Origin of the sequence: Nonlabens antarcticus, assembly GCF_015356755.1 — a bacterium.
In the GTDB taxonomy this organism is placed as follows: domain Bacteria; phylum Bacteroidota; class Bacteroidia; order Flavobacteriales; family Flavobacteriaceae; genus Nonlabens; species Nonlabens antarcticus.
This window is the reverse complement of sequence record NZ_JADFCO010000066.1, coordinates 643,298-655,406: the sequence shown is the minus strand read 5'-3', so window position 1 is coordinate 655,406 and position 12,109 is coordinate 643,298. Positions and strand designations below refer to the sequence as shown.

Here is a 12,109-nt window from a genome sequence, read left to right as displayed (position 1 = left end):
ATCTGCATTGCAGATGACTTTTTAAGAATATTATTCGATGTGATAACTTAGTGTTAGCCCAACAATTCGTTGAGTAATCCAGCTAATCGCACGCCGCCTTTTTGTAATTGATTGCGTACCGTATCAAAATAATCATACATATAGCGATAGCCTAGTTTTTCACCCACCTCCGTATTTGCATAGATGTCTTTTATGACCACACGACTGTCTACCATCCAGTCTCTGTGAGTTCCAGACTGCATTTTCTGACGCTCTTCTTTAGAAAGCGCTGGCATATTATCAGCCAGTTCAGAATATGTCATTCCGTAGCTTTCAATCATTCTTGAATCCCATACACTGTGCAGATTAGTTCCATTATTGTACCAGCTTACTTGAAAATCATTCCCTCCTTTATCATCCCCTATTCCCACATGCATAGGTTGGTGTAAATCACCTATAAAGTGAACCAGTAATTTTAAATGAAAAGCCTTTTCTTGCTTAGTGGCTGTTTTTGATTTTATGATCTTTATACAAGTATCGATTCCTGTAATAATGTCTCCTTTATCATTGTGCTCATGCTCTTCATAAGTTGAATCGAACGGGACATTTACATAATGCCACGGCCCATACATTCTAAAGGCATTATCACTTTTTATCTCGTCTCCATAAGTAGAAACAAATGCTAGAGATTGACCATCTAAAAGATCTGCAATTGCTCTTTTGGTTTTATAAGTCAAATAGTTTTCTGCAATGGCTCCAGTGGCTCTGTGTCCTGTTTGACCCCAGTCGTAGGCTTGAGCATTAATTGACAGTAACAAACAGACTAGAAATAATAAGTAACGCATAAGTGAGGTTTTTCACAAATATACACGCTTCGTTAATATTTAAGCGCTACCTAATGTTTAAGATTTATAGTCTATAAAGCTTGTAGAAACTATAATTTTCAAAAGAGTGGTTTTTTCAATTATCATCGCTTTCGCGAAAGCAAAATAATAGGAGACAATGCAAAAAAACCTGTGTTTCTATCCGGCTTTATTATGTTCTGGATCAAAGCACATGGAAAGCATTTTATACAACTCAGGGTGTTTTCTCTTCAATAACTTAGGTCGAGAGAAAAAATATTCAGCAGCTACTGCAAAGAATTCAGCTTGATTTGTACCACCATATTTTCTAATATCTGATTTATTATTATCTATGGCTTCCATTTCTTTATGCATCAAATTGATCCATGGAATAACATAAGATTGTTGAAGCAATCGCTCCGGTACGCCGTCCGTCTCTCCGTCCACTTTATCGAGCAGGTGAACAAATTCATGAACGCCTGTGTTGTGTTTATCACTATTATTAGAAAAACCATGGTACAAGGAAGACCTTGATAAAATCATCTGATTTTCATAAGCTCCATTACCCACCATACCTCCTATCATACGGTCTGGATGGCCTTCATCAAAACCTAGGTCTTTATTAAAGTTTTCAGGATAAATGATGACACCACTCAAGTTTGTATAATGCCACTCCTTAAATCTAAATACCGGAATCACCGCGCTGGCAGCTACAAGAATTTTGTCTAATTCTTCTAACTCAAACCCAATAGACTCCACATATGTTTCTTCTAGGAAAAACATCATTCTATTGCGAAAGCGTTTTTTGTCTTTATTCTTGAGTTTTTTATAAAAATCAACTTCCTTCAAAAGCACAGCATGCCATCCATCAGGATGTGCGGTGGTTCTTGCCTCAGGCTCACGAAAAACAAAAAAGTATAAAGCTGCGGCAGCGACTAATAGTAAGGGAAGAATATACAGCAAGAGTTTTAATTTTTACCAAATGTACTTGTAGGGAAAATGAATAACTCTTAAGGTTATGAGAAAACAATAGTGCCTAAAAAATGATTATAGTTTATCCCGCTGTGCATCTCGTTGTTTTTGAAAACCAGAAAGAAAGTTGCGCAAATACTGATCATTAAGTGCTTTATACTTATTATGTTTAGGATTGCGAAAAAAAGCACTCAGCTCTGTGGTGCTCACTTTCTGACCTCCTAGTTTTAATAGATAAACCATTTCTTCCGCCTTAAAATTAAAAGCGATTTTCAGTTTTCTAAGTATAATATTATTGTCAAGAACGATTTCTGCCACGGGTGTTTGTCCATCTTGCTTTCCACGATAATTGACGATAACACCGTTTAAAAAAGTAGCAAGATTCTCATCTGTTACCACATCAAAAGCTTCATCTTCTTCCTTTTTTAACCAGTCGCTTACCTCAGATCTTGAAACTGGCTCGCCACCTTTAGCATACATATCCATCATGGAATCATCACTTAAGTTGAGTGTATAACGCAAGCGTCGTAAAATATCGTTGTTATCCATGAATAATAAAGGGTTTGCAATTACAAATATACTAGTTCGTCATCGCACTTTAACAGCGCGTTGCATAAACTTCTAGAGTACAGAAATCACAGACTGTTTAAAACAATTCATTTTAATGAGCCCACATTTATTGTAATTCATAAATGATAATCTTAAAAATACTTTTAGAACAAGTATTGTAAATAAGTTCTGTAGATGTTACAAAAGACGCTAGTTGAATATCGAATTTAAGCTATAATCAGTCTTTATTAAACTATCCGTATTTCACGATGCAGGTGTTGCTTTTGACTTGAAGTTACACTATACTTTCACTTAATAATTAATGTTATAGACTTAAAGATCTGTGAATGTCAAATGAAAATTTCAATTATTTTCAATTTACATTTTTATACACAACACCATCCTTCATAACCAAACTTACGTCGCGCATCATTGAAATATCCTTTACAGGATTGCCCTCAACCGCGATCAAGTCGGCTAGATGGTTTGTTTTTATAAGCCCTAAATTGTCGAGATGGAAAACTCTGGCGTTTACGGCTGTTGCGGCTTGTAATGCCATTATAGGCTTCATCCCGTACTCCACCATTAATTCCAGTTCCCTGTAATTTTCCCCATGAGGAAAAACACCCACGTCACCGCCAAAAAGGATCTCCACACCAGCATCCAGTGCTGCTTTGAAAGATTTTTTCTTTTCAATAATCCTGCTGGGTTCTGAATCTGAACTTTTATTCCATCCTGAATATTGTGCAATGGCATCACCGGCTGCCAGAGTAGCACACAAGGCAACATTGTTTTTTTTCATAAGTTCAAAAATCTCTGGAGTCGCACCATCACCATGTTCAATTGTTTCTACTCCTGCGAAAATCGCCCGGCGCATACCCTCGGCAGTACTGGCGTGAGCGACGGCATATAGGCCTGCACTTTTTGCTGTTTCTACCATCAATTTCATTTCTTCAATTGAAAACGTAGGTTGCGAGGCGGCTCCCGTTTTCCAACGATAATCTGCATAGATTTTAATAAGATCTGCTCCATTGCCTATCTGGCGTCGCACGGTGGAAATCACATCATTTCCACTTGCTTCTTCTGCCCCTAATGGAACAGTGACTCCATCATGAAAGCCTTTAGGACCATAGGCGCCAGTTGCCACTATTGCTGGTCCAGCAACGATCAATCGTGGTCCTGGAATTATGCCTTGATCAATTGACTTTTTAATATAAACATCGCTGTATCCAGCACCTTCCGCACCTAGGTCTCGCATTGTGGTGATTCCTGCCATCAAAGACTCTCGCACATGATTTGTTGCTCTGATCGATCTTTCAACGGGCGATTCTTTTAACACCTGATCATTCCAGGATGTCTCATTATAAGGATGCAATAAAATATGGGAATGCCCTTCAATGATTCCTGGCATCAAGGTTTTACCTTTTAAAGATATTTCAACTGTGCCTGATGGAACTTGAAGACTACCCCTCACTCCTACTTGAGTAATCCTATTTCCCTCCACTAGAACCGACCAGTTCTCGTGCACTTCCACACCATCAAATACACGATCTGGTAACAGTAATGTTTGGGAATGAACACTGATAAAAAATAATAGGGTAATTAAAGCAAGCAGGTTTTTCATAGATGACTAAGTTAGTAATCTTCTAAGAAAATAATCAATACGTTTTTAATGCAAGAAAGCAACAGATAATTATAAACCTGATAGTTGTTATTTTAAGACGAGTTTATTCCGCTTCCGCGAAAGCGGAATAAACTCAATCTCAGTATAAATTCAAATATTAGAAACTCAAATTAAATATCCACAATTCAGGATAAATAAAAGTCAATTATACCGGCTTCAGTATTGCAGCATAACTTTTTCTGTAATGATAGAGAAAAACCACGTTCAGAATCAAGAGAACTAGTGCGCCATAAATTTTAGGCGGGTCAAGGAAAAGGTGAAATAATACGGCGTTAATGGAAACACTCATCAATATAAAAGCCATCAAAGCCCCATAACGATTAAATAGAAACGCTATTCCTGCGAGAACTTCCACGACTCCCACTAACTGCATTACATAGGTAGAAAGTAAGTTTGCAAAATAAGCGTTTGCCTCTGGAGCCATCTCTGGAAATGGAATGTAATTGAAAAAGTGATCCAAACCGAAGAAAATCAAAAACGCACTGAAAATAATGCGAAGTACTAGAAATATTTTAGGATTCATGTTGTTTTTTTACACGGGCAAGGTACAACCCTTCAAGTTTCAAGCTCTTAATACCATGCTTTTAACCTAGGCATTTCGTTATGAATCTATAAGAAAAAACAATTTTTAATAAACTTATTCTTAAAAATAAGAATTTTGTTTATTCAATTATTACTCATCTTTTTGAATATACTTAAGAATAATTTCTTCTTTTTCTTGATCTTCAGTCAGAACTAATAAACTGCGGTTCACATCTGAAATTAGTTTTGAGTCTATTGGAAAAGCAAACCCGTAACCTTGTTTGTAGTACTCTGCTTTACTGATATAAAGATTTTCTACTTGATTTTCAGTTAAATAATATAGCAGTTGTGGACGGTCATAAATAACCGCATCAACCTCTTTATTTTCTAATTTTTCAACTGCTTCACTTAGTGTAGTCACTCCTGTTACCTTCACTCCAGCCTTGACTAAAAACTCATCTGAAGGTGAACCAGAAATTGTCGCTGCCTTTCTTCCGGACAGTTGTTCAATATTAGAAATCGTCGTATTTGCGGTTGAAACTGTCAAAATACTAGCTATTCCAGCAATCATGGAAGTGGCAAATATGATGGAAATTATCATCCAAGATCCAGCTAAAATCCTACCCATGACTGTAATAGGTGCTTTATCACCATAACCTGTTGTACTCATGGTAACAATCGCAAGCCACATACCGTTCCCAATGCCATCAATAGGTTTCTGTGGAAATTGTTCTGGTGACCGCTTGCGTTCTGCCAGCCAAAATAATGTTCCTACAATCGCGAGAATTATCAAGAAAATCCCGACAGCGATGATTAATTTAAAGCTGAAAAGAGGTTTTACCTTTTGCCATAAACTCGCATCTTCCACTCTTGATAGAATAGAAATACTCGAGTTATAAAACGGTTGTGAAAACCGCATGGTTTCTAAACGTTTTGCGGTTATACTAATAGGACCTGCGACTAAATCGATATCTCCCTTTTTCAAAGCAGATAAAGCATCGCTGACTGTATCATAAGAAACATATTCATATTCCCATGATTTCTTCTGTGCGATTTTATCCCAGATTTCTACAGAAATACCTTTATCAGTATCCTTAAATGTAAATGGCTGACTTCCTGCTACGCCTACACGCAAAGTTTCGTTAGTTAGCGTGGTAGAATCATTTTGTGCCGTCACTGAACTGACGGAAAAAAGAGCTAATAAAATTAATAAAAAAGGATTCTTCAAAAATGTGGAGATCATAGTATTTAATTCGATGTTTTCTGGAATTGATGCCAACTTAGCTCTAGATTATAATAATATCTAGCAGTTATTGACAAGCCATTTTTGTAAAAATATATAAATTTAAAATAATCAACTAATTTTTAAGACTTGCTTGTATAGATTAGCCCTGATGCTACCTGACTATTTGAAGTTATGTTTGAATTACATCAAGTGGTTCTTTAGAAGCATCTTTAAGCTTTGAAGCTACTCTGATATTTTTTCGATAATTGAAAGACGTTACATGCGTCTAAAACTTTTGTTCATTTTACAATGTGTTGAGTATTCATTTTGATTTGAACTTTCTACGTCCTGATAACAAAAACTTTAAATGAAACCTTTCGTTTATTCTAGGTAAGATTCTGGTTTATTAGAGTTTTATAGAAAATGTACTTATCAGAGACCTTCTTTGTGTAGGAGGATTTTGGTACATTTAAATCACTTAACGAGGACTACAGATGAGCAACTATCATATAAAGGGTTTAGAAGAATATTTTCAAGTATATCGCAAGTCCGTGAACCAACCAGAACAGTTCTGGGGAGAAATAGCGGAAGAGAATTTCTTGTGGCGCAAACGATGGGATAAGGTTTTAAAATGGGATTTTGAAAAGCCAGAAATCAAATGGTTCGAAGGCGCCCAGCTCAACATTACAGAAAACTGTCTGGACCGTCATCTTTATGCGTCAGCAGATAAAACGGCTATTATATTTGAACCTAATGATCCGTTAGAACCTGCCCAACATATCACCTATCAAGAATTGCAGGAGCGCGTCTGCAAATTTTCTAACGTTCTCCAGGATCAAGGAATAAAACGTGGCGATCGAGTGTGCATCTACCTCTCGATGATTCCAGAGTTAGCGATTGCAATGTTAGCTTGTGCTCGTGTAGGTGCAGTTCATAGCGTTGTTTTTGCTGGTTTTTCCAGCACCGCTATACGCAGTAGAATCAATGATGCTAATTGTAAAATGGTTATCACCAGCGATGGTTCATATCGAGGCAATAAAACAATCGATTTAAAAGGAATAGTTGACGTTGCCTTAGAAGACACGCCTTCTATTGAGACCGTTCTTGTGGTGAAACGCATCAAAAGTGATATCCATATGAGGCCTAATCGGGATAAGTGGCTTGAACCCTTAATGGAAGAGGCATCTACCACGTTTACACCTGAAATCATGAATGCTGAGGATCCATTATTTGTTCTTTACACGTCAGGATCGACTGGCCAACCTAAGGGAATGTTGCACACCACAGCTGGATATATGGTTTATGCGGCTTACACATTTAAAAATGTTTTCCAATACAATCAACCAGACGTATATTGGTGTAGTGCAGACGTTGGGTGGATTACCGGCCATAGTTACATCATTTATGGACCGCTTCTCAATGGAGCGACAACATTACTATTTGAGGGAGTTCCAAATTTTCCAGATTACAGTAGGTTTTGGGATGTCATAGATAAGCACAAGGTTAACCAATTTTACACCGCTCCCACCGCAATCAGAGCACTTGCAAAAGAAAACCTTAGCTATGTAGAGAACCATGACCTGAGTTCGCTCAAAGTACTGGGAACCGTTGGTGAACCTATAAATGAAGAGGCATGGCACTGGTATAATGATAACATAGGTAAGAATAATTGTCCAGTTGTAGATACCTGGTTTCAAACAGAAAACGGAGGAATAATGATCAGCCCAATACCTTTTGCAACACCCACCATTCCTACATTTGCCACTTTACCATTACCGGGTATCCAGCCCGCTTTAATGGATGAAAACGGTAATGAACTTTTAGGAAACCAGGTTTCTGGTCGGTTATGTATAAGATTTCCATGGCCTGGTATGGCTCGGACTATTTATGGTGATCACAAGCGGTTTAAAGACACCTATTTCTCCACATTTAAAAACATGTATTTCACAGGTGATGGGGCCTTAAGAGATGCCACAGGTTATTACCGGATCACAGGCCGTGTGGATGATGTGATTATTGTTTCTGGACATAACCTGGGAACTGCACCGATTGAAGACGTCATAAATGAACATCCGGCGGTAGCAGAAAGTGCGATTGTAGGTTTCCCGCACGACATTAAAGGGAACTCGCTCTATGGTTTTGTGATTTTAAAAGAAAGTGGTGAACAACGCGATCCTCAAAATTTGAGGAAAGAAATCAACCAACTCATATCTGAACGTATAGGACCGATTGCCAAAATGGAAAAGATTCAGTTTACAAATGGACTTCCCAAAACCAGATCAGGTAAAATAATGCGTCGCATTCTGAGAAAAATTGCTGCTGGAGAGATCAATAGTTTAGGCGACAGTTCTACCCTGCTCAACCCAGAAGTTGTTCAAGAAATTATTGACACAAGACTGTAAAAGTAAGTTTTAGATCTATTCTTGTATCAAATCGGTAAAGGAACCAATTGGACAATTGTGAAACGGTGATTCTCTATTGTAATAGATTTTACCAAGTTCATTCACCTTGAATCCCTTGAGGGTTATCTCTCATGAATGTTCCGTTTAAACGCCGTATGTTTGAAACAAATGCAGAATTCTCTTGATGTGTTAGTTCCGCTTTAACCTTAGGTACTTGGAATAAAAATTAGCGAATACTTTTTAAATTTGGTGCGAGAAAAAAATATTATGACGGAGAAGAACAAGAGAAAGAAACAAGCTAAAGTATTACGCGTTTCGAGAAAGATCCACAGAACAATGGGGGCTTTCTTGTTCGTTTTTTTCTTATTTATTTCTGTTACCGGGTTGCTATTGGGATGGAAGAAGCATACTGGAAATTTAATACTACCCAAATCTCAATCTGGCTTATCAACCGACTTAAAAGAATGGCTTACAGTTGATAGTTTACACACTATTGCGGTAAATGTTCTCAGGGATTCCGTCTCACCAGACTTATCCACAAAAATTGATAGAATTGATATCAGGAAAGAAAAAGGAATGGTAAAATTCGTTTTTGAAGATCATTACTGGGGAATCCAGCTGGATGGCTCCACTGGAGAGCTTTTGCATCTTGAAGAAAGACGGGCAGATCTTATTGAAAATATCCATGATGGATCAATTCTCGACAAGATCTTTGATACCAGTAATGAGCCATTCAAAGTTATTTACACTTCTATCATGGGCTTGTCGTTACTCATGTTTACCGTGACTGGATTCTGGTTGTGGTATGGTCCTAAGCGCATGAGAAAAAGTAAAAAATAGAATGATCATGATTAAAAATTTAATCGCGTAGCTACTTATACGCAGGTATAGATTTTTTAATCTATCTGTAACTAGCTAACATGCGATTATTAATCCTTAGCGACAATAATAGATACTATGAAAATCTATTTATTGCAGTACTTTTAGTTCTTTTCCGCTTTCGCGAAAGCTTTTAAACACATCATTTCTACACTACCTTCATCCTTTTTTACTTTACTGCAAGTGGTTTAAAGTGCTCATTCATAAAGTCAGTGAATCATCTTAACCGTTTATATATCAATTGGTTAATAAATATAAACCAATTATTAAAAATCGGGCAACTAAATAATGTTTATTCTGATAAATCTAATTTGACTTTTTAGATTTGGAATTATACTGATTGAGATTGTGTGACTTTTCTTAGAGAAGGTTTCAAAATATTTATGCGGTATAACTCTTAATATTTTACCGTGGTTTTAAGGAGATTTCATTCTTTAGAATAATGGATCATTTGTATATTCAAAGAGCTCTTAAGAATCGATTATCTGACCATATTCTCCTAACTTACCATCCTATTGACAATCTATTTGAAAGACCTAATAAAGCAATTAGAATTATTTTTAAAAAGTACCAACTTTGACCGTGGGATAAGAATCGGCGTGGGTATTGTGGTGCCTTTTGGAGTCCTTTATTTATTGGGTTATTCTCAATATGCTCCCGCTGTAGTTTTAGGAACATTTTTAAATGCACCTGGTGACATTCCAGGTAGCTTCAAACGTAAGGTTAATGCCATTCTTATAAGTATAGGGTTAACCATGGTTATTACGGCCATAATCCATCTTTCTAAACCTTTTCTTCCCGTTTTATTTGTAGCACTTGCCGTCATCACTTTTATAATATCGCTGATTTCAGTTTATGGATTTAGGGCTTCTTTAGTTTCGTTTTCTGGCTTATTAGCCATGGTCATCGCACTTGCTGTTCCAAAGGAAACAGTAACCGAAATTTTTGCTCAAGTTGCGTTAATGGGACTTGGTGGTCTTTGGTATCTCATCGTTTCTCTTATTTTTCAAAAACTAGCACCTAAAAAAGATCAAAATCAGCTTTTGTCAAACACACTGCAGCTTATAGGGAAATATTTAAAATTAAGAGCCAAACTCTTAACCAATAAAAATAAACGCGAGGAAGGGTTAAAACAAACGTTTGTTCTTCAAAGTCAAATTAACGACAAACATGAAACGCTACGTGAAACGCTTCTTACCGCCAGAAAACGTTCTGGGCGATCTCGCTATGAAGAAAAACAGTTGTTAATCTTTCTTTCTTCTATTAAGATTTTTGAATTGATCGAAGCTAAACATTTAGATTACGATACCATCGACGGCATCTTCGGCGAGCGCAAAGAGTACTTAAAGGCTTCTAAAAAGCTGAATAAAAAAATGGGCAACCATTTAATACGTTTATCTGAATTGTTAATTCAGAATGATAAAATACCTGAAAATAAAATTTTGCTAGCAGCTTTGGCGAAAGCCAATGACATCATAACAGAATATATCAATAAAGTCAAACTACCTGAAGCGCGAGAGGGCGCACTGGTTTTGAAGAATTTATACGATTATCAAGAACAATTACTTCAGGAAATACAAGCCATTAGAAAAGTGATGGCAAATGTTCAGGATGCTTCTAAAATATCTTTAAAGCGGCAGAATTCCACTCAGTTTTTAACCCTTCAGGAATACCGACTGAACGTTCTACTTCAAAATTTCAGTCTGAGCTCTACGATGTTCAGACATTCTTTAAGGCTCACTATCGCGATTATATTTGCCTTTATGCTGGGTGTCGTTTTTGATATTCAAAATACCTATTGGATTTTATTAACCATAATTGTGATCATGCGTCCTAGCTATGGACTGACCAGAACTAGATCAAAAGACCGTATTATAGGCACTCTGATAGGTGCTGTAATCGCTGTTGGGATCGTGCTAATAACCCAGAATGTTGTCGTCTATGCTGTCCTTGCGTTTGTTTCATTAATATTTGCTTTTTCATTGCTTCAGCTCAATTATAAGTCGGCAGCAGCTTTAATTACCATTAGTATAATTTTTGTGTATTGTCTGATTAATCCTGATGCCTTTGAGGTTATTCAATACCGCGTGCTCGATACTGTTATAGGGTCTGTTATTGCTGTTTTAGCAAATTATTTAATAGTTCCCAGTTGGGAAGTCAACAACCTCAAGCAGGTTTTGTTGAATGCCTTGAAAATGAATAGGGACTATCTTTTAGCAACACAAGCTTTGTATCAAGACCCGTCAACAAACAAACTGCCTTATAATCTGGCAAGGAAAGAAGCTTTTCTTGCGATCAGCAACTTGAATGCGGCGTTTCAACGCTTGACACAGGACCCTAAATCAAAACAGAAAGAATTTCAACTCATTTATGAGATTGTAACCCTTAATCAAACCATGATCTCAGCGATTGCATCCATCGGCAATTTTATGATCAATCATAGAACCACTCCAGCCTCGGTGGAGTTTAATAGGTTGATGGAACGGATTGCTAAAACGCTCCAAATGTCATTTGACTGTTTAAATACCACATCATCCATGGTAAAAATTAATGAGGAGAGCATTGAAGATGCACAAGATAAATTACTTGATAAATACCGTCTGTTATCAAATATGAGGGATGAGAATATTAAAAAGGGAAATACAGAATTAGACACGGAAACTCTTCATGGTTTACAGGAAGCTTACCTCATTGCTAATCACATGAACTGGTTAAAATCACTTTCAGAAAATCTAGAAAAGACAACTAATAGTTACAGGGTTTCTATAATAGATAATAATTGAATATCATTTATCGATATTTAATTTATTGTTTAGCTGTTATTTAGACTAATCTATCCAAACAATTACTTCACACTAATTAAGTATACTTTTTCTCCTATTTTCAATCACTTTACAATAATCACAGCGTTATTCTTGATCGGTAATTAAATCAAGTCTATCCAGAATCAGATTGATATTTTCAGATGCAGTTGAATTTATTGATCACTTTTATAACTTTCACAAGTAAGAAAATCTATGGATAAAGTCTACGACTCTTGCCGTTAATTAAAAAG

At 36.7% G+C, this 12,109-nt stretch carries 9 protein-coding genes; 3 read left to right on the top strand and 6 right to left on the bottom strand.

All coding sequences use genetic code 11. The features are described 5' to 3' along the window. Positions 1-53: 53 nt before the first annotated feature. From IQ282_RS13925 to IQ282_RS13900, 6 genes are all read right to left on the bottom strand, one after another. Positions 54-824 (bottom strand): S1/P1 nuclease, encoded by a 771-nt coding sequence (locus IQ282_RS13925; protein ID WP_194852480.1) that lies wholly within the window; start codon positions 822-824, stop codon positions 54-56. 177 nt (positions 825-1,001) lie between these two features. Beyond that, the gene (locus IQ282_RS13920) at positions 1,002-1,784 is read right to left on the bottom strand and encodes a M90 family metallopeptidase (protein ID WP_194852479.1); all 783 of its coding nucleotides are present in this window, start codon (positions 1,782-1,784) and stop codon (positions 1,002-1,004) included. Positions 1,785-1,868: 84 nt separating this feature from the next. Continuing rightward, positions 1,869-2,342 (bottom strand): YehS family protein, encoded by a 474-nt coding sequence (locus IQ282_RS13915; protein WP_194852478.1) that lies wholly within the window; start codon positions 2,340-2,342, stop codon positions 1,869-1,871. A 373-nt stretch (positions 2,343-2,715) separates the two neighbouring features. Then, positions 2,716-3,966 (bottom strand): metal-dependent hydrolase family protein, encoded by a 1,251-nt coding sequence (locus IQ282_RS13910; protein WP_194852477.1) that lies wholly within the window; start codon positions 3,964-3,966, stop codon positions 2,716-2,718. A 205-nt stretch (positions 3,967-4,171) separates the two neighbouring features. Then, on the bottom strand, positions 4,172-4,549 hold the full coding sequence (locus IQ282_RS13905) for a DoxX family membrane protein (protein ID WP_194852476.1): 378 nt from the start codon (positions 4,547-4,549) through the stop codon (positions 4,172-4,174). 150 nt (positions 4,550-4,699) lie between these two features. Then, on the bottom strand, positions 4,700-5,791 hold the full coding sequence (locus IQ282_RS13900) for a transporter substrate-binding domain-containing protein (protein WP_194852475.1): 1,092 nt from the start codon (positions 5,789-5,791) through the stop codon (positions 4,700-4,702). Positions 5,792-6,267: 476 nt separating this feature from the next. Between IQ282_RS13900 and acs the strand changes: the two genes are divergently transcribed. The 3 genes from acs to IQ282_RS13885 all read left to right on the top strand — a co-directional run bounded on the left by acs (position 6,268) and on the right by IQ282_RS13885 (position 11,837). Then, on the top strand, positions 6,268-8,175 hold the full coding sequence (gene acs, locus IQ282_RS13895; protein WP_194852474.1) for an acetate--CoA ligase: 1,908 nt from the start codon (positions 6,268-6,270) through the stop codon (positions 8,173-8,175). Positions 8,176-8,442: 267 nt separating this feature from the next. Then, on the top strand, positions 8,443-9,015 hold the full coding sequence (locus IQ282_RS13890) for a PepSY-associated TM helix domain-containing protein (RefSeq protein ID WP_194852473.1): 573 nt from the start codon (positions 8,443-8,445) through the stop codon (positions 9,013-9,015). Between the two features lie 566 nt (positions 9,016-9,581). Then, a complete protein-coding gene (locus IQ282_RS13885) occupies positions 9,582-11,837 on the top strand; it encodes an FUSC family protein (RefSeq protein ID WP_194852472.1) in 2,256 nt (751 codons plus the stop codon). Positions 11,838-12,109: the final 272 nt, after the last annotated feature.

Coding starts and splice junctions, on each gene's coding strand:
- IQ282_RS13890 (WP_194852473.1), top strand. CDS start 8,443: ATGACGGAGAAGAACAAGAGAAAGAAACAAGCTAAAGTATTACGCGTT.
- IQ282_RS13910 (WP_194852477.1), bottom strand. CDS start 3,966: ATGAAAAACCTGCTTGCTTTAATTACCCTATTATTTTTTATCAGTGTT.
- IQ282_RS13900 (WP_194852475.1), bottom strand. CDS start 5,791: ATGATCTCCACATTTTTGAAGAATCCTTTTTTATTAATTTTATTAGCT.
- IQ282_RS13905 (WP_194852476.1), bottom strand. CDS start 4,549: ATGAATCCTAAAATATTTCTAGTACTTCGCATTATTTTCAGTGCGTTT.
- IQ282_RS13915 (WP_194852478.1), bottom strand. CDS start 2,342: ATGGATAACAACGATATTTTACGACGCTTGCGTTATACACTCAACTTA.
- acs (WP_194852474.1), top strand. CDS start 6,268: ATGAGCAACTATCATATAAAGGGTTTAGAAGAATATTTTCAAGTATAT.
- IQ282_RS13925 (WP_194852480.1), bottom strand. CDS start 824: ATGCGTTACTTATTATTTCTAGTCTGTTTGTTACTGTCAATTAATGCT.